This is a genomic window from Arthrobacter sp. MYb23 (genome assembly GCF_002979775.1).
Classification (GTDB): Bacteria; Actinomycetota; Actinomycetes; order Actinomycetales; family Micrococcaceae; genus Arthrobacter.
This window is the reverse complement of record NZ_PCPR01000028.1, coordinates 33,669-58,895: the sequence shown is the minus strand read 5'-3', so window position 1 is coordinate 58,895 and position 25,227 is coordinate 33,669. Positions and strand designations below refer to the sequence as shown.

Here is a 25,227-nt window from a genome sequence, read left to right as displayed (position 1 = left end):
CAGCCCCCGCCCCTGCAAGCCCTGGGAAGGCGGAGGTGAACGCTACTCCTGTCACCAGCGGGAAGATCCATGCCCGCATGGCGGTCTGGACGTCGTTGAGGTCCAGAAGCAGGGCGGTGCACTGAGGGCAGCCCTCCAAATGTTCCTGCACCCGGGCTTGGTTACGTGGGCTCAAACCCTCCCGGGAGTAGGCACCGAGTTGCGTTGAGTATTCCTCGCAGTCCTTCCCTGCCGAGGAACTGATGTGGTTCTGGAGGTATTCCTGACGGAGACGCTCGCGTGCCCGCAGGGCCAATGCGGAAACGCCGTTGGGGCTCAAGCCAATCAAGGGCGCAACTGCTGCAGGCTTCAACCCCTCAATGTCCACGTACCAAAGGACTTCCTGCCAACGTTGAGGAAGGGATCGGAACGCTTGAGCCACGGCAGAGGATTCGAACTTCGCTACAGCCGGATCATCATGAGCGTGCACGGTATCCAGAATGTGAGACTCGGAGGTGGGGCTGGTTCGGCTCGCGTCCCGGTTCATGCGGTGGGCCACGCGCCGGACGGTTGTGAGAACGTAGGCGCGGAAGAAGGTCTCCGGGCCCTTCCCCGCAGCCAAGGCCTGATAAACGGAGGTGAATGCGTCAGCCACAACATCGTCAACATCAGCAAAGTTGTCCAGTTGCGCTGCTGCCACGTTTCGGGCACTTGAACGATGCCGCGCAAAGAGCGTTTCGAACGCAGACTGGTCACCCGACCTGACCATTAGCACCAGTTGCGCGTCGCTGTCCTCAACGGCCACGCTGCCGCCGTCGTGCTTTCCCTGCTGACCGTCATGCTTTTCTTGCTCGCCGGGGCCCCCCATTGGAGCTGTCTCGTCCATACGTTACCCGCTTCGGACACGGCCTGGATCACGGGTAAACGGGGCCCTTCGCGGGGCCCGATTTGCGGGGCCACGCTGCTGCAGCCCCCGTGCAGCAGCCGTGCCCGGCGCTACACTCCAGCCCCAGCCTAGGGTCTTAAGCTCTTCAAGTGAATACCCGCCAGTAGTTTTGGGGTTTATCGTTCAACGGGGCGGCGGGGCGGACCGGAAGTGAGCTTGGCCGGAAGGACCCGGGCAAAGAAGCTGACCACCTTGTACCGACGCGTCGGGATGGAGACTCCCTTGCCCCTTGCGTTGTCCTGCAGCCCTTCGCGTACTACGCGCTCAGCGGTCAGCCAAAGGAAGCGGGGTGCAACGGACTTATCCATGCCCATGCGGTCATGAAATTCGGTGTGCGTGAAACCTGGACAGACCGCGGTGACTTGCACTCCGGACTTAGCGTAGGTGATGTTGGCCCACCGGCTAAAGGTCACCTGCCACGCTTTTGCTGCGGAGTAAGTGCCCCTGTTGGCGAACGCTGCCACGCTGGCCACGTTAATGATCCGGCCCTTCCCCCGGGCCAGCATGACTTCCAAGGCCGCGTGGCTGAGCTCCATGGGCGTTTGCACATGAAGCCGCAGGTGCCGGCGTTCTTCGTCCAGGTCATTGCGTTCAAACGACTTCAACAGTCCGATTCCGGCGTTGTTGACCAGGACATCCACAGGCCGCGCAGCGTCCCGCAAGCGTTCCGCAACGGCTGAGACCCCGACGTCGGTGGTCAAGTCCGCGGAAAGGACCTCCGCCGAGATGCTGAAGTCACGTTCAAGTTCCTCGGCAGTCTCTTTCAAACGCTGTTCATCGCGGGCTACCAGGACCAAGTGGTGTCCGGCTTCGGCAAGTTGGCGGGCGAATTCCGCACCGAGCCCGGCAGTGGCCCCGGTGACGAGGGCTGTGAGTTCGTTGGCTCGAGTGGTCATGCGCCTAGACTAGCCCCTCCCCTTTTTCCGCGCAGGGGCTGGGGTGGCCAAGCTCGTTGGCTTGGCCAAGTTCGCTGGGTTGGCCAAGTTCGCTGGGTTGGCCAAGGGCGGATGGATGTGCCGGTCAGTAGCCGTGAACAGCGCCGCCGGGGCACCACCGGTGGCTGCCCTCGCCTTCCGGCCGGTGTCTTTCAGCTGGGGCATCATCTTTCGGGTGAAGTTTCCGGCAGGCAGGGTGGTATCCCACACTGCGTCATAGACGGTGCGAAGCTGCGTCAGGGTGAACTGGTCCGGCAGCAGGCGGGCTGCGACGGTGGTGTATTCCATCTTGCCGGCCAGTCGCCCCAAACCGTCCTGCAGGATCTTGAGGTGGTCGAAGGCCAGATCATTGCTGCGCAGGATGTGGTGGACGGGGTGCCACCCAGCAGCTGCGGCGTCGGACCCTGCCGCAATCCCCGGCAGGACGGTCCCGTCAGTTGCGAGCAAGGCCAGATGGGCGACGGAAACCACCCGCATCCGTGGGTCCCTCTCCGGGTTGGTATACGTGGCCAACTGCTCGATGTGCACCGGAAGACTTCCAAGGTCCAGCCCTGTCTCTTCTGAGAGCTCCCGTTCTGCTGCTTGTTCGGCGGACTCCTTGGGCCCAACAAATCCACCAGGCAGCGCCAACCCACCCTTGAACGGATGCCCTCCCCGGCGCACCAACGCGACATTCAGCACGCCAGCGGACACTGCAAACACCACCAGGTCCGCTGTGAGGGCTATGGACGGGTAATCCCCGGGGTTATAGCTTTCGAGGAATTCCTTGGCCGACGTTGAATCCGACGACGTCATGCCGCCGCGCCTTCCAATGCGGTCTGGGCCACCTTGGTTCGGGGCAAAACGGTTCGGCTCGCCCAAGGAGGTGAAGTAAATCCGCTCCGCTGGTCAATCATGAGGTCAATCGCCTCAAGGGCAGTCTTCATGCGCCGATCGTGGTCCCCGGTAACCAGAATCCAGGAATGTCCCTCCTCGGTCAGGGTTTCCTTGAACCACTCGGTCATTTCCGCCCTTCGGTGCTCGCCTTCACGCCAGCCATCGTCCTCGAAAGCCACGCCCTCGTGATCGGTGATCAGGTACAAATCCCTGCGGGGAAGAACGTCTGCTGCATGGTAGGAGCCAAAGCTTCCCTCACCGAGGTAGTACCGCTCCCACAGGGTGGTGGCCAGCGAATCGGTGTCTGCTACCACCAGAGGGCAGGCATCCGCGGCGGCGTTCTCCATCTCGTTCTGCCGTGCGCCGATCACACTGAAGTCTTCGGCAGTCCACACCATGTCCTGTATCCCGGCGTCGGGCGTCTCGGAGCGAAGACTGCGGAACTTCTCGTAGGTGAACTGGCGACCGTATTCGGGGACGTCGGCAATCCCGGGAAACCTCGGCCGGTAGTGTTCGGTCAGCGCTTTGGTCAGAGTGGTGGTGCCGGTTGATTCGGCGCCCACCACGATGATTCGTGTTGCCAGCTCCTGGCGGGCGGGAGCGATGATGCACGGCCATGAGGCGCTGAGGTCCTCCCTGCACATGGTGCCGCTGACGGGGTAGGCACTCCGGGAGGGGTCCACCAGCACGTGCTCTGCCCCGAACGCCGCGGCAAGCCGCACACCGTATTCCTCAGAACTGAACACAGCATCCACTGACGTCACACCGTTGCTCTTCAAGGCCAGCCGCATCAGCTCGTTCTGGGCCTTCCAGATTTCGTCTGAGTGGTAATCCTCAGGGCAGTCGTTGCGCATTCCCATGATGTCCACCCCGTCAACGCCATCGAATTCAGCGGCCAACCATGCGACCCGCTCGTCAACAGTGATGGACTCGAAACGGCTGCCCAGCACCAGTACGGCAACTTTTCCGGACTGTGCCGCGGCGGTGGATATCAAATGTGCGTGGCCTGCGTGCGGCGGGTAGAACTTGCCGATGACCATGGCTTGCTTGTACATCTCAGACTCCTGCCTTGATCGCTTCGGGGGTGGACGGCGTTGCAGCGCTTCGGGTGCGCTTCCAGTCGATGAGTCCATAGACGCAGAGAGCGAGGAACCCGAGGTAGAGGATGGCGGTCAGCGTCAGTCCGCGGCTGAAGTAGAGCGGGATGGAGACCACATCGATGAAGATCCACACGTACCAGTGCTGGAAAATCTTCTTGGCCTGCCCGTAAGTGGCCACCAGGGATGCGGTCAGCACGAAAGCGTCCGGCCAGGGAACCTGGGAGTCGGTTCCGTGGGTGAGGACCATTGCCACGGCTGCAGTGCCGATTGCGGTGGCACCGATGCCGACAAGTATCTCTTTACGGCTGGCATCGCGGATGGGGAGGTCGTTCCGGCTGTCCGTACCGGCGTTGCCGCGGATCCAGTTGTACCAACCGTAGACAGCGACGGCGGCGAAAATGACCTGCAAGACGGTTTCACCGTACAGGCCGGCTCCGAGGAACAGGATAATGAAGGCGACGTTGTTCAGGATCCCGATGGGCCAGTTCCACAGCTTCTGCTTGGCCACTCCGTAAACGCAGGCGGCGCCGGTGACGAAACCAATGACCTCGATCCAGCTCACCGGGCTACCGAAGAGGTTGGGAATTGCCGGGGAATTCATCCAGTCGAGCAGTACCATCGTCATCATCCTCAGTTCGTTATTATCAAGCTGACAATAACGACAATAACAGAGTTATCGTCACTTTGATAATAAGCATAGGATCAGGGAACGGCGGGGGTGGCAAAAGGCAGGGACCGCGGAAGGCTCTCTGCCTCCGGCGATCCCTGCCTTTAATGCTGTTCCTGCAGTTCTACTCTCCTGCGCCGCCTAGGCGAACCTGGCCAAGGGGTTGGCCAAGCGGCCTGCCATCTGGAGCCCGCCGGAGGGGTCCGAGATGTCCAGCATCTGCTGGTTGTTCCGGAGCTGGAGGCGGTTGAGGCAGGACAACTCGAAGTCCGGCGCAAACAGATCATGCATGGCGAACTGGTCCGCAAGCTCCGGGTGGCGCTGCTGGTATTCACGCAGCACAGAAGCAGCGGTTCCCCAGAACTCGTCCTCGCGCAACGTCCCGTCCTCTACAAGGATGGCTCCGAGGAAGCGGAAGATGCAGTCGAACACGTCAGTGAAGATCGCCAGGACCATTTCCTCGGCGGGAATCTCGGCCTTGATGCGGGAGACCTCCTCCGGCAGTTCCAACCTGTCCCCCATGACCACGATTTCCTCGGCGATGTCCTTCATGATGGCGCGGACGGGCACGCCGTCCTCAAGGATCAGGATCACGTTTTCGCCGTGCGGCATGAAAGCGAGCTCGTACTCGTAAAGGCAGTGGACCAGCGGTACAAGGTAGGCCTCGAAGTAGCGGTGCAACCACTCGGTGGGTGCCAGACCTGACCGTTCGATCAAGGAAGTGACCACGGATTCCCCGGAGGAGTCCACGTGCAGCAGCGATGCCATGGTGGCCAACTGCTGCCCGTCCCTTAGCAACGGCAGCGGGCTTTCCCTCCACAGGGCCGAGAGCATCTTCCGGTAGGGCGAGCCCTTGGCCGAAGCAGCCTCGTAGTAGTGGTTGTGGTACCCGATGGCCGCGGTTTCACGGATCATGGCCAGGCCCCGGTTCTGGAGCTCCTGGTCATTGCCGATCAGTTCCTGCAGCCAATCGTTGATGGCCGGAGTTGCCTTCATGTACTGCGGCGACAGCCCACGCATGAAGCCCATGTTCAGCACGGACATGGCCGTCTTCACGTACGCCTTCTCCGGGTGGTCCGTGTTGAAGAAGGTACGGATGGACTGCTGCGCCTGGTACGAATCTTCGCCGGTGCCCAGGTTCACAATGTGGCGCTGGGCGATTTCTGCCGCGAACGTCACCGTGAGTTTGTTGTCCCACTGCCAAGGATGGACCGGCATGAGGAGGTAGTCCTCCGGATCCAGGCCGGACGCGGAAAGTTCCGCGTTGAACCAGGCGAGCGTGGCCGGGCCGAGTTCGGCCTCAAAGTGTGTCCTGTAATCCAGCCCTGCGCTGGAGGTGAACACTGCCTTGCTGCGGTGGACGGCGATCCACTGCAGCTTCACGGTTGCGCCGGTTTCCGGTGCGAACGCGTGGTAGTCCGCGATGCCGAATCCAAGCCGGCCGTTGTTGGCCACGAAGCAGGGGTGCCCTTCGGTCATGCTGTGCTCAATGGCTTGGAAGTCAGCGGCCCGGTCCGTCCCGCCCGTGATGCCCGCTGCCAATTCAGCCGAACTGAACGGCTTGCCCTGCTTATACGCGTGGCTCGCCAGCGTGCTGCTGATCTCCTCGAGATACACGGGCAGCATTTCCTGGCGGATGGCCAGTGCCTCATGGAATTCGGCGATGAAGTCCAGTGCGTCCACCTGAAGCTCTTGGCCATCCCGCAGCCGAACGATTGATTCCGCGGATACAGACCAGTGTTCCAGCTGCAACAGCCGGGCGCGGAAGCGGTACTCAGTGGCGTCGTCATCGCTCACTACCTTGTAAAGCCCGACGCCGGCGCCCTCTTCCCGGATCAGCTCCGGGACCAGGATGCGCTCGTGCGAGAATTCGGCGATCGCCTTCCGGACCAGGTGCCGGTTGGCGTTGGCCCAGCGTTCCGGGGTCAGGTGGGACACGGAATCAACAGCCGCAGTGGTCACGGAATCGGCGGTGGTGGTCACAGGGGTTCTCCTAGGGTGGCCGCGGCAGGAGCGGTCAAAATCAGGGTCAGGGTGGCGAGGAAATCCTCGCGGGTGCAGAAGCTCAGCAGCCCCTGCTTGTGGTCTTCGGCGGGGTCGACGGCGGGAAGGGTCACCACGCCGTGCGGCCGGAAGCCCACTTTTTCGTTCAGGACATGGATCTTGTGGTTGCGGGCGTCAGGTTCGACGACCACCCGCCGGGTTGCCGGGTCGGCGAACAGCTCGGCCATCACGGACTGCATGACCGTGGTGGTAAAACCGGGCTGGGGATCGCCGGTGGGGGGTGACACCAGAAGGTGCATTCCAACATCACCTTCCTGGACCTCGTAGACGTCCGCCAACGGCGAGGACTCCGGCCGGTACCGCTCCATCAGGAAGGCGGGGGCGCCGTCTTCGAGCCCCAAAAACGCTTGGTGATGTCCCGATTCGGCAATCTTCGAGTACTCCTCCACAACGTCCTGCTCGGTGGCCGAAACCATGCCCCAGAAACGTGCGTACTCCTGGCTGACCCAGCTGTGGAGGACGGGTGCGTCCGCTACGGGATCGACGGGCCGGAACGTGAAGCTCATACGGTGGCTCCCACGGGTTGGGGGACGCCAGCAGGCTCTGCAGAAGTAGCCGGTGCAGGTGCGCCGAACTGCTGGAACGCGATGCTGCGTTCGATCGGATATACCTCGCGGCCGGTGATTTCACGGAGGATGCAGGAGTTGCGGTAGGCAGCCATGCCGAGGTCCGGGGTAACGAAGCCATGGGTGTGCAGCTCGGCGTTCTGGACGAAGATTTCGCCGGGTTCCACACCGGTGCCGTAGTTGCGCCCGACGTCGAAACGGCCCTTGGCGTCGCGGCGGATCCGGTCCTGGATGCCTGCCAGGAAGGCGGGCTCCTTGTAGGTGTAGCCGGTGGCGAGGACCACGGCTTCGGACTCCAGGGTGTAGCCGCGCCCGTGTTCTTCGTGGTGGAGCTGGAGCGTGTGGGTGCCCGTGGCAGCGTCCCACTCAGCGGCAGTGAGGGACGAGTGCGTGTGCAGCTGCGTGTCCACCATGCCGGAGAGGCTCTTGGTGTACAGGAGATCGTAGATGTCGTCGATCAGGTCCGAGTTGATGCCCTTGTAAAGGTTCTTCTGGCTCTTGATCAACGAGTCGCGCTGCTCGCCCGGGAGCGAATGGAAGTAGTCAACGTACTCCGGCGAGGTCATCTCAAGGGTGAGCTTGGTGTACTCGAGCGGGAAGAAACGGCCCGATCGCGTGACCCAGTTGAGCTGGTAGCCGTACACATCAATTTCCTGAAGCAACTCGTAGTACAGCTCCGCAGCGCTCTGGCCGCTGCCCACGATGGTGATGCTGCGCTTGGACTGCAGCTCACTCTTCCTCGACAGGTATTCGGCGTTGTGGAGGACAAGTCCACCGGCCTCTACTATTCCTGCACAGGAGTCCGGGACGTACGGGGAGGTGCCCGTGCCCAGGACCAGTTTGCGGGCGCGAAGCACCTCAGCGCCGTCAGGGCCCTGCACCGAAAGGCGGTAGACGCCGTCGTCGTACGACACATCCAGCACATCCGTGCTAAAACGGACCGACTCAAGCTGGCCGGCCACCCACTGGCAGTACTGGTTGTACTCGGCGCGCAGCGGGTAGAAATTCTCGCGGATATAGAAGCGGTACAGCCGGCCGGTCTGCTTCAGGAAGTTCAGGAACGAAAACGGCGACGTCGGATCGGCGAGCGTCACGAGGTCCGCCATAAAGGGGACCTGCAGGTGCGCGGGCTCCAGCATCATGCCGGGGTGCCAGTCGAAGGACTCGCACCGATCCAGGAACACGCAGTCCAGGTTCTCCACGGGCTCGCTCAACGCGGCCAGTCCAAGGTTGAAAGGCCCGACGCCGATGCCTGCGACGTCGTAGATCTTGCCATTGTCTTGGGTGCTCATGCTGCAGCCTCCGTGGTGTTCGCCAGCAGCTCGCTGCCCGTCCGGCGGATAAGTTCGATGATTTCCTGGATGTCCCTCAGGCTCGCCTCGGCGTTGAGGAGGGTGAATTTGAGGTAGTGGCGGCCAGCCACCTTGGTGCCGGCAACAACGGCCTCGCCGGATGCGAAGATTGCGGCGCGGATGGCAGGGTTAAGGACGTCTGCAGCGTCGTCGTCGAGGGCTGCACCGTCAACCATCGGGCGGTAGCGGAACACCAAGGTGCTCAGCTGCGGCGCGGCGACGAGCTCGAACTCGGCGTCCTCCGCCAGCAAGGTTCCTACCCGGGCGGCGAGGTCGATCGCTTCGTCGAAGAGCGCACCTATGGCGTCGGCGCCCATGATGCGGAGAGTCAGCCACAGCTTCAGGGCATCGAAGCGGCGGGTGGTCTGGATGCTCTTGTCCACCTGGTTGGGAATCTCCGCCTTCGCAGCGCTTTCAGGGTTCAGATAGTCCGCGTAGTAGGTGACATGGCCCATCATGGAGCCGTTGCGGACCAGGACTGCGCTGGAGCTGACCGGCTGGAAGAAGGTCTTGTGGAAGTCCACGGTGACGGAGTCCGCCAGGTGGATGCCGTTCAGGAGGTGCCGGTGTCGGCCGGACACGATGAGGCCTCCACCGTAGGCGCCGTCCACGTGGAGCCAGGAATCATAGGCGCGAACCAACGCGGCCATTTCCGAGAGCGGGTCCACCGAACCAAAGTCCGTGGTCCCGGCAGTGGCAACAACCGCCATCGGCACCAGCCCGGCGTCGTGCGCTTCCGCCAGAGCAGCCGCGAGGGCGGTGGGGTCCATGCGGTGGTCTTCGGTGGTGGGCACTGCGATGACGGCGTCGAAGCCCAGGCCCAGCATGGAAGCCGATTTCTGAATGCTGAAGTGGCTGTCCACGGAGGTGAAAATCCGGAGGCGGTCCAGAAGGTGCGGCAGGCGGACTTCCCCGTTCGCAGCCCGCAGCTTGGCAACGGCGTGGTTGCGTGCAATCAGCAACGCCTGGAAGTTGGACTGGCTGCCGCCGGAGGTGAACACGCCGTCAGCGTCCGCGTCGAAGCCGATGCGCTCCGCGGTCCAATCGATGAGGCGGCGCTCGATCATGGTGGCGCCGGCGCTCTGGTCCCAGGTGTCCATGGAAGAGTTCACCGCCGAAAGCACAGCTTCGCCAACCAGCGCAGGGATGACCACCGGGCAGTTGAGGTGTGCGGCGTAGCGGGAATCGTGGAAGTAGATGGCGTCCTTGAGGTAGAGCTCGTCGAGCTCTTCCAGGGCTGCGGCCGTGTCCGGCAGCGGACGTTCAAGATCCACGGCACCAACTTTGGCCTTCAGTTCGGCATGCCCGACGCCGGTAAACGGCTGGGAGGTCCGCTGGACCTTGGTGGAGACAGCGTTGACCCCCTGCAGGACCTGAGCGACGTAACTGGGTGAATTTCGTGCGTTGAACAGCTGGTTTGTGGCAGCGAGGGCCAGTTCCACTTTGGAGCCAAAATCCTGCTCCTGAGCGATCCGCTCTTCGACACTAGGTGACGTCACGTCAGCTTCCTTCCATTGCGTTGGGGGCGCTTGTTAGCAAAGGCAAGCCTTACTTAGGTAAGCCTTTCCGTCAAACTTTTGTGACCTATTTCGCTTGGAACGCGCTTTCTCGCCGATCTACCGTCCGGTACTGCGTCATTGACTTTTCTTCGGGCTGCTTAGCGTGCAAAATATGACACTCTTTTCGGCCACCGAATTGTTCATAGAGGCCATCGTGGGCCACGACGGCGCGTCCAGGGCAGGGAGTAGAGTGCAAGGACTATCGGCAGCCAGCGGTTGGGGGACCCCATGAAAGACCACGTTCACGAGCGCATCGGATTCCGCGAAATCGACGAACACGGCAACGCCGTCCCTGCGGTCAGCCCTCATGTCCCCGAGCAGCCGGACCCTGCGCGCAGGCGTATTGCAGTCAACCCGTTCATCATTGCGTTGTGGGTGCTGGACGCGGCCCTAACGATTTTCGGGTTTTGGGCCTTCAGCGAAGCTGCGGCTGGAATGGCAGGACCGACTCAGTTCAATACCTCTGCCCAGCTGAGCTATATGTTGATGTCCTACACCCCGTACGTACTTCTGGGCAGCCTGCTGCTGACGGCTGGCCTGCTGTTCTGGCACGCAGTGCAGTGGCAAAAGAAGCGGCCTACTCCAACAAGCGAGGCCTAACGGCAACCCAACTAAGTCGCAGTTGAGGTCGTTTTGAGGGCTCAAAACGACGTGAACTGCTACTCAGTTGGGTTGGAAAAGCACGCGGCAAGCGGGTTGGGGCCTGGCCGCCGCGCACTTTACGTCCTATGTTCCGGAACGCTTGCGGCGTCCGCCGAGGACCATCAACAGACCCACCGCGGCAACCAGCAGGCCGATGGGTAGCACCGTGAGGACTACCCCCGTGCTGGCCAGGAATCCTTCAGACTGACCAGCGACATCCGAAGCCCTCGGGGCATCGGCACGTCCCGAGGGTGAAGTGTCCGACTCGGAGTCATCCCCTGCCCCGAACGCACCCGCTCCGGTTGTACCTACTCCAGACGTACCTGCTCCAGGAACCGCAGCCGAACCAGGATCCGCACCCGCCGCGGGGGGCGCAGTCCCCTCCGCGGCGGCCGGCGGAAAGGTCACAACAACCCGCGCAGGTGGAGTGGTCACGGGCAGCCCCAAGGAAGGCGTGCCTGTTGCCGTGGCCGAATAGCTGACCTTTCCGGCATCGCTGTCAGCCTGGGTGACCACATAGCTTGCGGTAGCAGTGACAGTTTCACCGGGCAGCAGTGTTCCCTCGGCACCGGGCCAGGAGTAATCCGGATCCGTTGGGCCCGGCATCTGGTGCTCTACCACCACAGCCGTCAGGGGCGCGCTCCCGGTGTTGTGCAGCGTGAACGTGTAGACGATCACCTCGCCCGCCCGCGTAGGGTCTCCCAGCGCGGAAGCGTCCCCGGTGATCTGGAATTCCAGAGACGAGACCACATTCAGCTGAGCATCCGTTGTACTCGGCGGAGGCGTAACGGCCGGTCCCCGGGGAGGAGTACCCGTGGCTGTAGCAGTGATGGCCGCGCGGCCGGCATCGATATCCGCCTGGGTGACCGCATATGTTGCCGTGGCCGTCACAGTTTGGCCCGGGAGAACCACGCCCGGAGCGCCCGGCCAGGTGTACGTCAAGGCGGAAAGGCCCGCCAACGGAGCCTCGATCCCCACGTCCTTGAGCGTGACATTGCCGCTATTGGTGGAGGTGAAGGTGAACGTGATGATGTCGCCGATCTTCGACAACACCGCAGCATTTGGTGCTGGCGAAGACCCGGAGAACTTCATGGCCGGTGCCGTGACCAAGGGAGTATCCGCATCGCCGGGAGGAGGAGTCACCGGCGGACCCGTGGGAGGGTTCCCAGTAGTCGAGGCACTGTTGGCGACGTGTCCGGCGTCGATATCTGCTTGGGTCACGGCATACCATGCGGTCGCAACCACCGTCTGGCCGGGAAGAAGTTCACCCGGAGTGCCGGGCCAGGTGTAGGCGATAGCAGAAAGGCCAGCCTTTGGATCATCAATCACGACGCCGGTCAGAGGGACATTACCGGTGTTCTTCGACGTGAACGAATACTTGATCCGATCCCCCGCAACCGACGGGGAGCGGACCCCGGAGGCGTCGGCCGAGAAAGTGAATTCCATGTCAGGCGATGAGTTTGCCGTGTTGGTCACCACACAGCTGATGTCGGCACCGGCAACGGGAACTATGCCATGCGAACCGGCGAAGGCTGCGGCGTGGGGCAGGCCTGGTTGAAGGCCGAAAGCGTCGGTACACGTGATGGTTGCGTCATAGCCGGACAGGTTGGTACCCGATTGGGTGAGGTAGTACGTTGCGTCCGCTGTGGCAACGTACTCGCCGGTGGTGCCGGAACCTGCAGTAACCGTGGCACCGGTACCCGTGGTGGCGGAGTTCGCGCTGCTGCCCACCAGGGGCCCATTGGCCGAGCCCGTCCGGATTTCAGTGGTGAACTGATCCGAATTCAGCAACCGCGTCGCATTCAGAGCAGTGCTCAGTTGGAGCCGCGGGGCGCGCACGGTCAGGACGGCGTCCGCTGGCGGGGCCAAATTGGTGACCATAGTGCCGGGACCGTTGACGTAAGTACCTTCCACCGAAGCGGTGACGTCCACGGTGATGGTGCACGACGTCATGCCCGGCGCCATATCGCCGCCGGTCACGGAAATTGAGGTGCTTCCGGCCACCGCAGTCCGAACCATCGGGCTGGTCCCCGGCGATTGTTCACACGTACCACCTATATGCGGGGTAGAGGCCACAACCAGTCCGGCAGGGAGGGTGTCAGTCAAGAACCAGTCATTCTTCGCTTCCAGCTCATCCGTGTTGGTCACCGTCAATGTCATTCGGGACGTTCCCCCGGGACCCACAAGGGACGGAGCAAAGGCTGTGTCCAGCTGCGGAGTAACGTCCACAATCTGCGGGAGGTCGAAAGCCACATCATTGCCCGCTCCGGTGGTGGTCTCATTCCGGAGTTCCAGGCCAAGGGTGGGGTTGATGGTTCCAACCGGGAGCTGGTACGGAACAGATTGAAGTTTGGTGACGTGCACGCTGGCTTGGGTGCTGCTGCCGCAGGGATCGAGCCCGGCACTGAGGACTTGCCGCGTCCCGTTGATGAGGAGGCTGAAGGTCTGGCTTGCGTGTGCTGCATGGCAGTTCACTTGGGCGAAGTATGCGGATGCGGCGTAGTAATGGCCCGCTATCGCCGGAGTGGAGTTGGACTCGGTACGGAACTGCACACCGGCAGCGAGACTTCCGAAGGCACTGTTGGTGTATTCGGACAACACCTGATTTGCAGCTGCTTGAGCCGGGCTTTGACCTTGTGCCACCCCGAGCGCAACCGCCATCTGCTGGACTTGCTCCCACCCGGCAGGCTGGTTCCGGAGGCAGCCGGAATCGGATGTGGGCAACGGTGTGGAGGAGTTCAGGATCCACCCGTCGCATTCTCCGCCGGCCGGTGTATAGGGCGTGTCAGCTGTGTATGTTTCATTGGCTGCTGCGGGCCCACCTTGGTAGCCCAGGATGCTGATGGCCCCGGCAGTGGCGTCCTCGTTGGAAAAGTTCTCTACGTAGATGGTGGTGCCTGCCTGGGCTACTTCAGGTGTTCCGGGCGCCGTGGCCAGGGCAGCCTGTTCCAAGGCTCCACCCAGCCCAAGCGTCATCACCGCCGTAGCGATCATGGCCCCAAGAAGCTTGCGTGGACGTGCGTCCTTCATGGGTCATCCTCAGTGCGCTCAACCAAAAGTCCTGGTCGTTGAACGTTCCATCAATCCAACGAGGGCTCCGAAAACACACGGGTCCCGCATTTTATGTGGAGGCAAAGGTCGAATCATGACGCGAAAATCGGAAAAACTTTTTGGAATCCTTCATCTACCGGCACAACGGGAGACACGCCGCGGATATTAAGGGCCTAGTGATAGGCGTTGGCGAACGAGGTGTTGGCAATGCCTTGGCCACCAAATTGGTAGGTGAACATCCCGCCGTCGGCGCCATCCGGCATGGCGACGCCGAGTCTGAACGCAAGATCATGAGCGGCCATGGAAGACGTGACGCAACGGACTTGCCGCAGCTCGGAAGCAGCGCTGGCACAGGTCCAACCAGACGGGGCAGCAGTCCTTTCCGCCACAAAAGTCGCCTGGTCCGGGAGGGTAAACACCGCTTCACCCGTGCTGGGCGACCCCTCGCCGTCCAGCGAGAACTCCACGCTGACATCCCGCTCCAACGTGGCGGGGCCGGCGCTTGAAGCGAACGTCGCATCAACCGTTTGAGTTACAGGTGCGGCAGAACCGGAAGCCGCTGGCGTCGTCGTCGACGATACTGTCCCGGAATCCACCACGACGGCACTGCGTTTTCCTTGCTCCGGTGGAATCCCGACGGCGGCGGGTTGCGACGCAGAGGCCACAGGCGCCTCCGCGCTGGGCATCTGCGCACTATTCGGTGCTGCCCCGGCAGCCTCGAGACCAGGCGTTGTGAACGGCGCGGGCGCCGCGGATGACGAGGGCGTTGCAGTTGGAGCCGACGTTGCGTGGACGGGAGGAACATTCTCGCCGGAGTCTCCAGCCGCAGGAGACTCGGTGGCGGCAGTCGACTGAAGCAACCATCCAAGGACTCCCACCAGAGCAAGTGCTCCCACCACGACGGCTGCCGTCAATTTCCACACCTGGCTGACGCCTCGCGCCACGACGGCCCCTCCGGTCGTGGCTGCCGATCCCAGTGACGCCGCCGATCCCAGTGAAGCAATAGCGACCGGGCTGAAAGCGATGCCCGTGACCATGGGGAACAGAATGGCCCTCATACCGCCCTGAACGTCATTGAGTTCCATCAGTAAGGCCGTGCACTTGGCACAGCCATCCAGGTGGACCCTGACTCGCTCCGCAGAGGTACGTTTCAAGGCGCCCCGGGCGTACTTACCCAACTGACTGGCGTACTCTTCGCAGCCCTCGCCCACCGCCTGGCTGATGTGCTGCTGAAGGTAGGCCTGACGCAGTCCTTCCCTCGCCCGGAGGGCCAACGACGAAACGCCGTTGGGAGTGAGCCCTACCAGCGGAGCCGCCGCTGCCGGCTTCAGGCCTTCGATGTCCAGGTGCCACAGTACGGCCTGCCAGCGTTCAGGCAAGGACTTGAACGCCTTGGCCATGATGCTCGACTCAAGGCGGTTGAGGACGGGGTCATTGTCCAGCACGGCGGAATCCAGGAGGGCGTCGTCGGCCGTCGGCATTCGGCGGGCCCTGCGGTTCCGGTCGTGGGCGGTGCGGCGCACCACGGTCAGGAGATAGGAACGGAAGAACTCGTTGGGGCCCTTGCCCTCGGTCAGCAACTGGAAGACGGTGGCGAATGCCTCAGCCACGACGTCGTCGGCGTCACTGGGGTTATCCGTCTGGGCGCGGGCCACATATTGGGCGATCTTCAAATGCCGCTCATAAAGCACATCGAAGGCTTCCGTGACCCCCTGACGCACCATGGAAATGATGTGGGGATCGCTTTCAGCGGCTGATGCCAGGGCTGGGGAGTCCCCACCACCCTTTACCGAAAATACTTGATCCATAAACAGTAGTGTGACAGCAGATGCCGTGTGACTTGAATCGGCCTCTTCATACCTGTAGAGAACTCATCTTTTTGCATTATTGGCATCACGATTACCCACTTTGGTGCACTAGTGAGGCATGACCTTCCCAACCACTGGGGTGAGCCGTGGAAAAGTTGGTGTCCGGCGCCCCCGTCCCCTCCTGAAATTGACGCGCGCTCTCCACAAAGGATCCCCCCGGCCTCAGAGGGTCGTCGTCCGGGGATTGCCGCACTGCCGGTCCGGCCTGCTCACCCGAAAGAAGAACGCCGGGCATGTCGCCTTGGTTTACGGAGCGGACAGGCCTTGGGCCATTCCGGGCGATACTGTTATTTTCACGGCGTGGATCACCAATGACTCGGGTAGTTACCTGCGGGACGTCGCACTAATACCGCGTTCCTTCACCAACGAAGGCATGGAGATACTTCACTACACAGCCGAACCTTCGCAGCGCGACCTTGAAATCAGCCTCCTGGCTCCTGGCCAATCAGTAATGCGGAGCTTTTCCTACCTGGTCACGGACTCCGATCATCTCCACGGAGGAAGCCTCGTCAGCGCAATGCGGGTCCGCGCCACGTGCCGTGGGCAGCTCATTGCCGATGAGCACGACGCCTTGGTCTCGCTCAGCGGAATGCGACGGGACTGGCCATTTGAGACCGACCCCGGCCAACGAAGAAACAGCTGACGCCCTACTCGTTGTTCGGTTGGCCCACCGGCTTTTCAGCAGGCCAATCCACGTCCTGTTCGTACCCCTCGTGCTTCTTCAAGTACGCGGCAATGTACGGGCAATGCGGGATGATCCGTTTTCCGGACGCCACCACATCATCCAACGCAAAATGCGCCAGAACTTTTGCCAGGCCCTGGCCGTTGAACCCGGGCTTCGTTTCCGTGTGAATGAAATCAATATGACCGGGCTTGTCCATGAACTGCGAAACCACGGCCAACTCTCCGTCCACATGCAGCTCATAGCGGTGAAATTTGTCATTGCGCACCGTGGTGACGCCGGGGCGGAACGACTCTGCCAGTGAATCCGTGTACTCGGTCATGTTTCGAGATTGGCACGTAAATCCGGCGCTGGCAACGTCCACCACCGCCCCGCGCGAAGTTCCGCGCCGTCCTGCAGCGGCGGCGGCAGCAACGGCGTCGGAACCCTGCCCAGCAGAAGGACGGCAAGAGCGAAGCATGCCGCTCCCCCGCCCAGCAGTGCCAGCGTTAAACCGTTAAAAGCGGCGTCAGCCACCGGGACCAAAACCACGACGGCGGCCGTCACCACAGCGGCACGCGACGGACCCCGGGCGTGGCTGGCCGCCGTCGGACGATTCTCCAAACGACCAAAAAGCCACACCACAGGGGCCAACAGGGCAACCACCGCGAAGAAGACGGGTATCCGCGCCCACCACCACTCCGCAGTCCCGGCCAGCGGCTTGGGAACATCGCTGAGCAGCAGCAACCCGGACATGCCCACCAGGAGCGGAAGGTGCCACAAGTAGACGGTCATGGAACGCCGACCGGCAAAGCCAATGACTGCCCGGATCCAACGGGCGGCAGCAATCCACTGAAGGCCGTTCCGCAGCATCTGAAGCGTCGCGGCCTGGGAAACGCCCAAGAGCAACAGGCAAAGATTGGGCGGGTTCAGGTTCACCACCATGTTCCCCGGGTACACGGCCACGCCGGTCACCAGTCCCAGCAACAGGTTGCTGGACACGATGGCCCCCACCAGCCAGGTGCGGCTCCTGCGCTCGAAGAAGCCGTCAGCCATGAAAAACCCCAGTTGCTGAACGGCGCACCATACGAAGATCATGTTCGCGAACGCCAGGACGGGAAGGGCCCCACGCAAGGAATCGACCGTCATTATCAGGATCACCAGGGCGGCGAACGTCAGAAATGGCGCACGCTCGTGAAAACGGGCCATGAGGGGAATGCTGAGTTGGGCCGTGAGGTAGGCCGCCAGGAACCAGAGTGGCATGGCGGCGCCGGCGGTCATCAACTGGATGACCTGCGGGTGGACACCCAGCAGCAGTGCAATCCACAGCCCTCCCCACATGACCGCCAGCAAAGCCATGGCCGGACGTACCAGGCGCAGGAGCCGTAATTGGGCGAAATCGAATCCAGTTCCGCCGTGCGCCTTCAGACGACGCCATGATTGCAGACCAGTCACCCCGCCCAGGACGAAGAACAAAGGCACGATCATGAGGCCCCAGGCCACGGGGGTGAACCAGCCCGCCTCCATCAGCACGTTACCGGTAGTGACCGTCCCGTCCTTGTGCAGGACAGGACTGACCATCATGCAGTGCGCCGCCACCACCAGGAGCAGGCAGGTGAAACGGACAAGGTCGATCACCGGTTCCCGTTGCGCTGGGCCCCGTGGCACCGGTTCCCGTTGCGCCGAGTCCCGTGGCACAGCGATTGCTGCGCCGACGGGAGGATTCGCATCCATCTCCATGGCTCTCCCCTGCGGTGGCACGCACGTGCGTGCTGACTTCATTGTCCGCCCGGGCGAGGGGCCGGACCAGCAGGCGGGGCTCTGCGATTTTAGGTGCGCGCCCTTCGAAGCAAGCGCTCCCGTTGGGCCGGGTCCAAAGCAGCGGCGCATGCCGCTGCTGCCAGTCCGAAAGATCCATCCAGCACCGCCTTATCTGCGCCTGCCGATGCTCCGAAGGCCGCGAACTCCGCCGTGTGATGCGCGGCGCCACTCACGTCGTAACCCACCATCGGATGGATGCTCGGCACCAGTTGCGAAACATTTCCCATGTCCGTCGAGGCCACAGGCTCGGGGTTGAACGCAACGTCCCTGCCCCTGGCTTTCATCGCTTCCTGGTAGGCCGTGGACAGGTAAGAATCCTGGCGCAGTTCCGCGTAGTCGTTGCCCTTGGGCGTCATGTCCAGGATGCAGCCGCTCGCGTGGGCACCGGCCTCCAAGCAGCGCCGGACTTTGTCCTGGATGACGCGCAATTGATCAATGCCGGGTGCCCGCATTTCCACGCTCGCCCTGGAACGCTCCGGAATAACGTTGACGGCGCTGCCGCCTTCGGTGACGATCAGGGACACGATCGAACCCGCGGGCAGTTGCTGCCTGGCCAGAGCTATGGCCAACTGCGCCACCACAAGTGCGTCCAAGGCGTTCACGCCTTCCGACGGCGCCGCCGCCGCATGCGCCGGATGCCCCTCGAACAGCACCTCCCACATGGACATGGCCAAGGACGAGCCACCCACCACATCCGCTGCACCGGCGTGGACCATCATGGCCAGCGAGACGTCGTCGAAGAAGCCTGCCTCCATCAGGTCCACTTTGCCCCCGGTGGTCTCTTCCGCTGGAGTGCCCAGGACCTTAACGGTGATGTCCAGCTCATTGGCCACCGCCGCCAGCGCCAACGCTGCCCCCACCGCGCTGGCTGCGTTGACGTTGTGTCCACAGGCATGCCCGATATCCGGCAAAGCGTCGTACTCGACGCACAGTGCCACCACAAGCCCGCCGGATCCGAATCGAGCACTGAATGCCGTGGGCTGCTCGGGCTGTGGCTCGTCAAACGTGAACCCGGCCTTCAGGAGCACTTTTTGAACGCGTTTGACTGCCCTGAACTCCTGGCCGCCCAGTTCTGGATCGGCATGGATTGCGTGGCTTAGATCGAGGATTTCAGGCCTCCAGCGCTCCAGGTGGTCTTCCAGTGCGGAATGAACTTCCTCCGGGGAGGCAAGCACGACGGCGGCGTCACGGCTCACGTTGTTGAGTCCAGCCATCATGCTGTCACCCCGGCAGCCTGACGCTTCGGGTAGCGTGCACTTGCGGCGGCAGCTATCAGCGCAGCGACTGCCAAGGCTCCCCAGATGGTGAACAGTCCGGTTTCGGTGATGCGTCCGGAGTCAACGGATGCGGAAGAGATCAGCTTCACCACAGCGGCGCCCACCGCGATACCTACGGAGAGAGCCAGCTCATTGAGGCCTGCCGCTGTGGACGTTTCCTCCACGGGAACACCTTCCACGGACAACGCCCGGGTGCCCGCTTGGTACATTCCCAGGCTGAGGTTGAACATCGCGAAGCCGAGGCAATATCCGGCAAAGGAGTTGTGGCCCAGCAACATCACGACGAAGCCGCCGGCCAGCAGGACGCCTGCGAAGACCAGGGTGGCGCGTTCACCGAACTGGCGGAGCGCCCTCGCCGTTAGGAGTGAGGAAGCCAGTGACAGGACTGAAGCCAAGGCCAGAACCACAGCGATCATGAGTGGGCTGAGGCCGAACCCGTAGCCAGTCTTGCCCGGGTTTGAGTGCAGGAAAATACCGTTGGTTCCGAAGTAGCTGATGGAAGCAAAGCCGAAGAAGAACGTGGCCAGAGAAATAGCGCGGATCCGGGGATTGGCCAGCATTCGCAGATCCATGAACCGGCGGCCCTGATTGGCGCCGAAGTCACGCCTGGCCCAATAAGCCAAAAGGGCGAGGCCCACTGCGCCGGCAGTCAGTGTTCGGGCGTCCAGCCAGCCCCATTCGGGTGCCATGGAGAGCGCCACAACGAAGCCAATGAGGCCCAGCGAACATGCCAACAGCGGCGCCAGGGCGATGCCCTCACGGGTCGGGACCCCGGCGTCGGGCAGTAAGAACGAACAAATCAACGCGGCCACGGCGAAGGGAACCGCCACCCAGAATCCGAGCGTCGGGTGAGTGACCCCAACAACTCCGGCCAGCAGTCCGCCTGCTCCCACCATGATCATGAGCATGCCGATCATGACGCTGACGCCAGTGCGGGTGTGCGCCGGGCTGGTGACACGGAGAATTCCCATCATGAGCGGGATGAAGCCCACCACGCAGGTCAGCATGACGACGCCCAGCGTTACCGTCCACAACGACGGCCACAATGCCATCTGCAGCACACCAATAGTCACCACGCCCGTGGACCACCGCAGCACAAGCCGGTAGCCGTAGCTGTCCCCGAGCCTCGAAATGATGGGCGTGAGAACGGCGAAACTGACGTTGGAGATGAGGAAAATGCCATTGATGGTGGGGTCGTCAATCTCGAAGACCGGTCCCAGCGCGGGCAGGATGGGACTCAGGTACCCCTGTGTCACGCCGCTGAGCGATTCGATGAGGGCCATTGCCAGGATCATTCCTGCAATGCTCCGGCGAGTCATGGCTGACGTGGTGGGAGGGGCTGTGTTGCTTGCCATGTGCTTCCTTGTGGTCTTGAGCCTTTGTGGATGACTTAGTGGTGATGCGAGTCACAACGTTATGACCGTCGTCTACACTGGCCGTGGAATTGTTCAAAACCCACTAAAAGCAGGAAATATTGAACGAATCAGCCACCATCTCAGAGCTTGACCTTGAAATCGTCAATGCACTCCAGATCAACCCGCGGGCGGAATGGAGCCGGGTTGCGGATGCCCTCGGGCTGTCAGGGCCCACCATCGCGCGACGATGGCAAACGTTGGCCGAGGGCCGGCTGGCATGGATCACGCCATCTCCCGGTCAGCGCTACCTCAGCGCGGGTTGGTCTGCATTTATCCAGCTCTCCTCACGGCCAGGCGAAAGTGAGGAACTCATTCGCCGGCTTTGTGCGGAGCCCGCCTTCGGCACAGTGTCCATGGTGACCGGCTCGCACGATGTCTTCATGGATTGCTTTGCCTCCAGCCATGAAGAACTCATGGACATCATCACTGGTTCCTTTCCCAAGCTTCCAGGCGTCACGCATCGCGAGGTGGTTTTTGTGACCAAGCTCTACCGCCAGGCCTCGGAATGGCGCAGCGGCACGCTGGAACCCGGACGTGCGCGGCAGGTTTCAACGCAGACGAAGGAAGCCCCTGCCGGCTATTCACCTGATCGGTTGGATGCCGTGCTGCTGGAGGAACTCGCTAAGGATGGCCGGGCCAGTTGGGCGGAACTTGGCGCCGCCTGCAACGTCTCACCCCAGACTGCCCGACGCCGGGTGGAGCGCTTCCTCGCTGCCGGCTACATCACGCTGAGGTGCGACGCCTCCACTGCAGCAAACAGGGGGCTGCGGGAGGTCACCCTCATGCTCAACATCCCGGCGCACTACGTTGACGAGATCGGCGGCTACTTTGCTGCGCAAAGCAACTGTCGCCTCAGCGCCCAGGTATTGGGTACCCAAAACCTGGTGGTCACGTTGTGGGTGCGGGACTATTTGGAAGCCCAAGCGTTCGAGCGGGAGCTGGCCGAGCGGGCACCGGGCAGTTCGGTGATTTCACGGCAGGCCGTGGTGAGGACCTACAAGCGGCTGGGCCACATTCTCGACGAGTCCGGACGCAGTGTGTCAGTGGTGCCCCTTCCCCTGTGGAGGGACGCGACATCCAAGGACTTCAGCGTCTGATATCCACAAACGCGAAATTGCCTCTGGACGAGGGGTGGAAACACCGGCAGGATCAGACGCATGACTACGTCGATTTTCGTGAACCTGCCCGTCAGCGACCTCGAGGCATCCAAGGCCTTCTACACGGCCCTTGGCTACTCCATCAACCCGAATTTCACCGATGAGACTGCCGCTTGTGTGGTCTTCAGTGACACCATTTACGCAATGCTCCTGACGCATGCCAAGTTCAGCGAGTTCACCAAGCAGCCCATTGCGGACACGAAAAACTCGACGGCTGCCATCGTCGCCCTTTCCGCCGACAGCCGTGAAGACGTGGACGCCTTGGCCACCAAGGCGCTCGAAGCAGGCGGCTCAGAGACTTACGACGCCCAGGATCTCGGGTTCATGTACAGCCGGGCATTCCGCGATCTGGATGGCCACCACTGGGAAGTTCTCTGGATGGACGAAGCCGCAGCCCAGGCAGGTCCGCCGGAGCACTAGTCTCCTCGGCTAGCCCAGCGTCACCGCCAACACTCCAAGCACGACGGCGAGCAGCGGCGTTGTGCCTTGGAGCGTTGCGGCGCGGAGGTACTTTTTGCCGCTGGCTGCCAGCACCAGGGCGGCCAGGAGCATGGAACCACAGCTGCTGAAGACGAGGGTCCAGCCCACTTGGGTTGCACCCATGGCAACTGCGATGATGCCGATCAAGGCGCCAATGGCGAGGAACAGGTTGTAGAAGCCCTGGTTGTAGGCGAGCGGCTTGGTAGTCTCCGCGTCAGCCTGCGAGGTGATGCTGAACGTTTTCCAGGTCTTGGGCTTGGTCCAGGTAATGGACTCCATGGTGAAAATGTAGACGTGGAGCAGGGCGGCAATCGTCGCGAAAATCAGGGAGGCCAGGATCATGTTTTGATCCTAGCCTCCCCTTGTTCTTGAGCTTGGCCTTCAGGCGCTCAGCAACTCCAGCGTGGCGCCGGCGAAGCTCGCAGCCGAGCCGTTCCAGCGGGCCAGCAGACCCTGAAGATTCTCACCGTCGGCCCGGTGTGCAGCGGTTTCAGCCTCCAGCGTGGAAAGGATGCCGGTGCGCAGCTCCGTATTGAAGTTCACCTTGCCCACGTTCATGGACGGCGCCTTCGCGAGCTGGTCTGCGGGGATGCCGGATGCGCCATGGAGCACCAGCGGAACGTTGGTCGTTGCTGCGACGTCCTGGAGCACGTCCCAGCGGATGTTGGGCTCTCCCTTGTACTTGCCGTGCACGTTTCCCACGGCAATAGCCAGCAGTTGCGCACCCGTTCGCTCCACGAAGTCAGCCACCTGCGCAGGGTTGGTGAGCCCCGCAACGGAAGTGTCGGCGTCGTGCGCTAAATCATCGGTACCGAACGCCTTGTCCTCGTCCCCCGCCAGGCCGCCCAGCTCTGCCTCAATCACGACGTCGGCGGCACCTTGCGCGTCCAGCGCGGCACGGACTTCGCGAACCAAGGCGATGTTGTCCTCGTAGGGCAAGGACGAACCATCGGCCAGGACGGCGTCCGCACCTGCGGCCACGGAATCACGGATGACCTGCAAGTCTGAGGCGTGATCCAACTGGATGGAGACCGGAACGCCGGCGTCGTCGGCGAGGCCGCGAAGGGCTGTGATAAGGCGCAGACCGTTGGGTGTGGACGCAGTTTTGGGAGCCACCAGCAGGATCACGCCGAGCCGGGCGTCCTCCGCCGCCGACACAACAGCCAGTGCGGTGGTGAAGTCGTAGCAGGTGAAGGCCGGAACAGCGGAGCCGGATGCGAGCGCTGAGGTGACCAGCCGATCGAGTGTGGTGCGCATCAGTGGGCCAAACCTCCTACCAGGATCCAAGCGACATACGTCAGCGCGAAGCCGGCCAGGCCCAGGATGGTGGTGAGGACGGTCCAGGTCTTGAGGCCATCGGAAACCGTGAGGCCGTAGTAGCGGATCACGGTCCAGAAGCCCGCGTCTGTCACGTGGGACAGGCCGAGCGAGCCGAAACCGATGGCGATCACGATCACGGCGATCTGGGCTGGCGTGTAGCCGCCCTCCATCACAGCGGAAGTGAGCAGGCCGGTGGTGGTCACAATGGCGACGGTGGCCGAACCCTGTGCGGCGCGCAGTGCCAGGGAGATGATGAATCCGAGCACAATCACCGGAAGGCCCAGGCTGTCCAGCGTGTGCGAGAGCGCGGCGCCGATGCCCGAGGTGCGGAGGACTTCACCGAACACGCCACCGGCTGCAACCACCATGAGGATGGAGGCGATGGGAGGAAGTGCCCCCTCGAAGATTTCGCCGGTCTCTTTGAGGGACCAGTTACGGCGGACCGCCAGCAGGAAGAAGGACAGGGTTACCGCAACCAGGAGTGCGAAGAACGGGTTACCGATGAAAGCGGCCACGCCGTACCAGTAGTTGTCCTTGGCGATGGTCAGTGTACCCACGGTGCCGAGGAGGATCTGGGCGATGGGCGCGGCAATCAGGAACATGATCAGGCCGGGACGGGGAGGAGCGATTGCGCGGGCGCCTGGGCCCTCGTGGCCAACGTGGACCAGGGATTCGGAACCGAATTCTTCCACCTGCTGCTTCACTCCGGGGAGGAGCTCGTAGTCCTTGCGGTTCATGATGCTGGCAACCCAGTAGGACAGGAATCCGAGGGGGATGCAGATGATGAGCGAAATCATGGTGATGAGTCCGATGTCCGCGCCGAAGACGCCGGCGCCGGCCACGATTCCGGGGTGCGGCGGGACGGCAACGTGGATGGACAGCATGATGCCGGCCATGGGCAGGCCGAACTTAATGGGGTGGACGTTCGCGATCTTGGCGAAGGCGTAAACGATCGGAACCAGGACGATCACGCCAACTTCGAAGAACACGGGGATGGCCACCAGGAAGCCCACGGCGGTCAAAGCGACAGCAACGCGCTTGGCCCCAAGCTTCTCCGTGAAGTGGGTTGCCAGCGACTGCACGCCGCCGGATACCTCGATCATGCGGCCAAGGATGGCACCGAGGGCGATCAGCAACGCGACCTTGCCCATGGTGCTGCCGACGCCGGTGGTCACCACGGTGAAGATGTCCTTGAGCGGGATCTGGGCTGCGACGCCCACCAGGATGCTGACGGCCAGCAGAGCAACGAAAGCCTGGATCTTGAAGCGGATGATCAGCACCAGCAGCAGGGCTATCCCTGCCGCGGCGATGGTCAGCAGAAGTGGTGTTCCCAGCTCCACTGCGGGCTTGATGGCGGGGGCATCGGCCGCCCGGACCATCAGCGAGTTAACGAGGGGATTCATCGGGGGTGTCTCCTTTGACAAACCAGTCTAGGGAAGACCGGCGGAGGTGGCGACGACGGCGAAGGGGGGACCGCCGTCGTCGCGGGTT

The 25,227-nt window shown here is 62.5% G+C and carries 22 protein-coding genes; 4 read left to right on the top strand and 18 right to left on the bottom strand.

The features are described from left to right. The 9 genes from CQ020_RS21080 to CQ020_RS21040 all read right to left on the bottom strand — a co-directional run. Positions 1–847 (bottom strand): sigma-70 family RNA polymerase sigma factor (locus tag CQ020_RS21080; RefSeq protein ID WP_146117222.1); only part of this gene is annotated, 847 nt, incomplete at its 3' end. A gap of 194 nt (positions 848–1,041) precedes the next feature. After that, positions 1,042–1,821 carry an SDR family oxidoreductase gene (locus CQ020_RS21075; protein ID WP_105693843.1) on the bottom strand — a complete coding sequence of 260 codons (780 nt, stop codon included), beginning with the start codon at positions 1,819–1,821 and terminating at the stop codon, positions 1,042–1,044. A gap of 9 nt (positions 1,822–1,830) precedes the next feature. After that, a complete protein-coding gene (locus CQ020_RS21070) occupies positions 1,831–2,655 on the bottom strand; it encodes an NUDIX hydrolase (RefSeq protein WP_105693842.1) in 825 nt (274 codons plus the stop codon). Then, complete coding sequence (locus CQ020_RS21065; protein ID WP_105693841.1) at positions 2,652–3,791, bottom strand: AAA family ATPase; 1,140 nt, start codon at positions 3,789–3,791, stop codon at positions 2,652–2,654. The genes CQ020_RS21070 and CQ020_RS21065 overlap by 4 nt, the downstream gene beginning before the upstream one ends. A 1-nt stretch (position 3,792) precedes the next feature. Continuing rightward, complete coding sequence (gene pnuC / locus CQ020_RS21060; RefSeq protein ID WP_258142143.1) at positions 3,793–4,464, bottom strand: nicotinamide riboside transporter PnuC; 672 nt, start codon at positions 4,462–4,464, stop codon at positions 3,793–3,795. Between the two features lie 180 nt (positions 4,465–4,644). After that, positions 4,645–6,486 carry an IucA/IucC family siderophore biosynthesis protein gene (locus tag CQ020_RS21055; protein ID WP_105693839.1) on the bottom strand — a complete coding sequence of 614 codons (1,842 nt, stop codon included), beginning with the start codon at positions 6,484–6,486 and terminating at the stop codon, positions 4,645–4,647. Beyond that, entirely contained in the window at positions 6,483–7,073 is a 591-nt protein-coding gene (locus tag CQ020_RS21050) for a GNAT family N-acetyltransferase (protein WP_105693838.1), read from the bottom strand. The genes CQ020_RS21055 and CQ020_RS21050 overlap by 4 nt, the downstream gene beginning before the upstream one ends. Continuing rightward, on the bottom strand, positions 7,070–8,425 hold the full coding sequence (locus CQ020_RS21045) for a lysine N(6)-hydroxylase/L-ornithine N(5)-oxygenase family protein (protein WP_105693837.1): 1,356 nt from the start codon (positions 8,423–8,425) through the stop codon (positions 7,070–7,072). The genes CQ020_RS21050 and CQ020_RS21045 overlap by 4 nt, the downstream gene beginning before the upstream one ends. Next, on the bottom strand, positions 8,422–9,984 hold the full coding sequence (locus CQ020_RS21040) for an aspartate aminotransferase family protein (protein ID WP_105693836.1): 1,563 nt from the start codon (positions 9,982–9,984) through the stop codon (positions 8,422–8,424). Before CQ020_RS21040 ends, CQ020_RS21045 begins: the two co-directional genes overlap by 4 nt. Before the next feature lie 288 nt (positions 9,985–10,272). Between CQ020_RS21040 and CQ020_RS21035 the strand changes: the two genes are divergently transcribed. Next, positions 10,273–10,644, top strand: a complete 372-nt coding sequence (locus CQ020_RS21035; RefSeq protein WP_105693835.1) for a hypothetical protein — start codon at positions 10,273–10,275, stop codon at positions 10,642–10,644. A 126-nt stretch (positions 10,645–10,770) separates the two neighbouring features. Here CQ020_RS21035 and CQ020_RS21030 read toward each other — a convergent pair whose 3' ends face one another. Then, complete coding sequence (locus CQ020_RS21030; protein WP_105693834.1) at positions 10,771–13,716, bottom strand: hypothetical protein; 2,946 nt, start codon at positions 13,714–13,716, stop codon at positions 10,771–10,773. Positions 13,717–13,910: 194 nt separating this feature from the next. Then, on the bottom strand, positions 13,911–15,545 hold the full coding sequence (locus CQ020_RS21025; protein ID WP_105693833.1) for a sigma-70 family RNA polymerase sigma factor: 1,635 nt from the start codon (positions 15,543–15,545) through the stop codon (positions 13,911–13,913). 244 nt (positions 15,546–15,789) lie between these two features. Between CQ020_RS21025 and CQ020_RS21020 the strand changes: the two genes are divergently transcribed. Then, positions 15,790–16,248: a hypothetical protein gene (locus CQ020_RS21020; protein WP_258142142.1), complete on the top strand. Its 459-nt coding sequence runs from the start codon at positions 15,790–15,792 to the stop codon at positions 16,246–16,248. Positions 16,249–16,252: 4 nt separating this feature from the next. On the opposite strand, the gene CQ020_RS21015 is transcribed toward CQ020_RS21020, so the two are convergent. The 4 genes from CQ020_RS21015 to CQ020_RS21000 all read right to left on the bottom strand — a co-directional run bounded on the left by CQ020_RS21015 (position 16,253) and on the right by CQ020_RS21000 (position 20,719). Next, entirely contained in the window at positions 16,253–16,609 is a 357-nt protein-coding gene (locus tag CQ020_RS21015) for a GNAT family N-acetyltransferase (protein ID WP_024819088.1), read from the bottom strand. After that, positions 16,606–18,006 carry an acyltransferase gene (locus CQ020_RS21010; RefSeq protein WP_258142141.1) on the bottom strand — a complete coding sequence of 467 codons (1,401 nt, stop codon included), beginning with the start codon at positions 18,004–18,006 and terminating at the stop codon, positions 16,606–16,608. Before CQ020_RS21010 ends, CQ020_RS21015 begins: the two co-directional genes overlap by 4 nt. 89 nt (positions 18,007–18,095) lie before the next feature. Then, positions 18,096–19,304 carry an amidohydrolase gene (locus tag CQ020_RS21005; RefSeq protein ID WP_219844534.1) on the bottom strand — a complete coding sequence of 403 codons (1,209 nt, stop codon included), beginning with the start codon at positions 19,302–19,304 and terminating at the stop codon, positions 18,096–18,098. Then, the gene (locus CQ020_RS21000; protein ID WP_105693831.1) at positions 19,301–20,719 is read right to left on the bottom strand and encodes an MFS transporter; all 1,419 of its coding nucleotides are present in this window, start codon (positions 20,717–20,719) and stop codon (positions 19,301–19,303) included. Before CQ020_RS21000 ends, CQ020_RS21005 begins: the two co-directional genes overlap by 4 nt. Positions 20,720–20,838: 119 nt before the next feature. Here CQ020_RS21000 and CQ020_RS20995 point away from each other — a divergent pair, with 119 nt between their 5' ends. Both CQ020_RS20995 and CQ020_RS20990 read left to right on the top strand, forming a co-directional pair. Next, complete coding sequence (locus tag CQ020_RS20995) at positions 20,839–21,876, top strand: Lrp/AsnC family transcriptional regulator (RefSeq protein WP_105693830.1); 1,038 nt, start codon at positions 20,839–20,841, stop codon at positions 21,874–21,876. 60 nt (positions 21,877–21,936) lie between these two features. Further along, positions 21,937–22,356: a VOC family protein gene (locus CQ020_RS20990; RefSeq protein WP_105693829.1), complete on the top strand. Its 420-nt coding sequence runs from the start codon at positions 21,937–21,939 to the stop codon at positions 22,354–22,356. A 9-nt stretch (positions 22,357–22,365) separates the two neighbouring features. Here the strand turns inward: CQ020_RS20990 and CQ020_RS20985 are convergent, their stop codons facing one another. From CQ020_RS20985 to CQ020_RS20975, 3 genes are read right to left on the bottom strand one after another with little or no spacing between them, the layout of a single operon-like run. After that, positions 22,366–22,758 carry a DUF1304 domain-containing protein gene (locus CQ020_RS20985; protein WP_105693827.1) on the bottom strand — a complete coding sequence of 131 codons (393 nt, stop codon included), beginning with the start codon at positions 22,756–22,758 and terminating at the stop codon, positions 22,366–22,368. 39 nt (positions 22,759–22,797) lie between these two features. Beyond that, positions 22,798–23,673, bottom strand: coding sequence for a class II fructose-bisphosphate aldolase (locus tag CQ020_RS20980; RefSeq protein WP_105693825.1), 876 nt, complete (start codon positions 23,671–23,673; stop codon positions 22,798–22,800). Next, entirely contained in the window at positions 23,673–25,139 is a 1,467-nt protein-coding gene (locus CQ020_RS20975; protein WP_024819080.1) for a GntP family transporter, read from the bottom strand. Before CQ020_RS20975 ends, CQ020_RS20980 begins: the two co-directional genes overlap by 1 nt. Positions 25,140–25,227 lie beyond the last annotated feature (88 nt).

What these genes read in the sequence shown, in the direction of transcription:
- CQ020_RS21010 (WP_258142141.1), bottom strand. Translation starts at nt 18,006, where the DNA reads ATGGAGATGGATGCGAATCCTCCCGTCGGCGCAGCAATCGCTGTGCCA.
- CQ020_RS21075 (WP_105693843.1), bottom strand. Translation starts at nt 1,821, where the DNA reads ATGACCACTCGAGCCAACGAACTCACAGCCCTCGTCACCGGGGCCACT.
- CQ020_RS21070 (WP_105693842.1), bottom strand. Translation starts at nt 2,655, where the DNA reads ATGACGTCGTCGGATTCAACGTCGGCCAAGGAATTCCTCGAAAGCTAT.
- CQ020_RS21015 (WP_024819088.1), bottom strand. Translation starts at nt 16,609, where the DNA reads ATGACCGAGTACACGGATTCACTGGCAGAGTCGTTCCGCCCCGGCGTC.
- pnuC (WP_258142143.1), bottom strand. Translation starts at nt 4,464, where the DNA reads ATGATGACGATGGTACTGCTCGACTGGATGAATTCCCCGGCAATTCCC.
- CQ020_RS21045 (WP_105693837.1), bottom strand. Translation starts at nt 8,425, where the DNA reads ATGAGCACCCAAGACAATGGCAAGATCTACGACGTCGCAGGCATCGGC.
- CQ020_RS21035 (WP_105693835.1), top strand. Translation starts at nt 10,273, where the DNA reads ATGAAAGACCACGTTCACGAGCGCATCGGATTCCGCGAAATCGACGAA.
- CQ020_RS21005 (WP_219844534.1), bottom strand. Translation starts at nt 19,304, where the DNA reads ATGATGGCTGGACTCAACAACGTGAGCCGTGACGCCGCCGTCGTGCTT.
- CQ020_RS20985 (WP_105693827.1), bottom strand. Translation starts at nt 22,758, where the DNA reads ATGATCCTGGCCTCCCTGATTTTCGCGACGATTGCCGCCCTGCTCCAC.
- CQ020_RS21030 (WP_105693834.1), bottom strand. Translation starts at nt 13,716, where the DNA reads ATGAAGGACGCACGTCCACGCAAGCTTCTTGGGGCCATGATCGCTACG.
- CQ020_RS21000 (WP_105693831.1), bottom strand. Translation starts at nt 20,719, where the DNA reads ATGGCAAGCAACACAGCCCCTCCCACCACGTCAGCCATGACTCGCCGG.
- CQ020_RS20975 (WP_024819080.1), bottom strand. Translation starts at nt 25,139, where the DNA reads ATGAATCCCCTCGTTAACTCGCTGATGGTCCGGGCGGCCGATGCCCCC.
- CQ020_RS21065 (WP_105693841.1), bottom strand. Translation starts at nt 3,791, where the DNA reads ATGTACAAGCAAGCCATGGTCATCGGCAAGTTCTACCCGCCGCACGCA.
- CQ020_RS21050 (WP_105693838.1), bottom strand. Translation starts at nt 7,073, where the DNA reads ATGAGCTTCACGTTCCGGCCCGTCGATCCCGTAGCGGACGCACCCGTC.
- CQ020_RS20980 (WP_105693825.1), bottom strand. Translation starts at nt 23,673, where the DNA reads ATGCGCACCACACTCGATCGGCTGGTCACCTCAGCGCTCGCATCCGGC.
- CQ020_RS20990 (WP_105693829.1), top strand. Translation starts at nt 21,937, where the DNA reads ATGACTACGTCGATTTTCGTGAACCTGCCCGTCAGCGACCTCGAGGCA.
- CQ020_RS21025 (WP_105693833.1), bottom strand. Translation starts at nt 15,545, where the DNA reads ATGGATCAAGTATTTTCGGTAAAGGGTGGTGGGGACTCCCCAGCCCTG.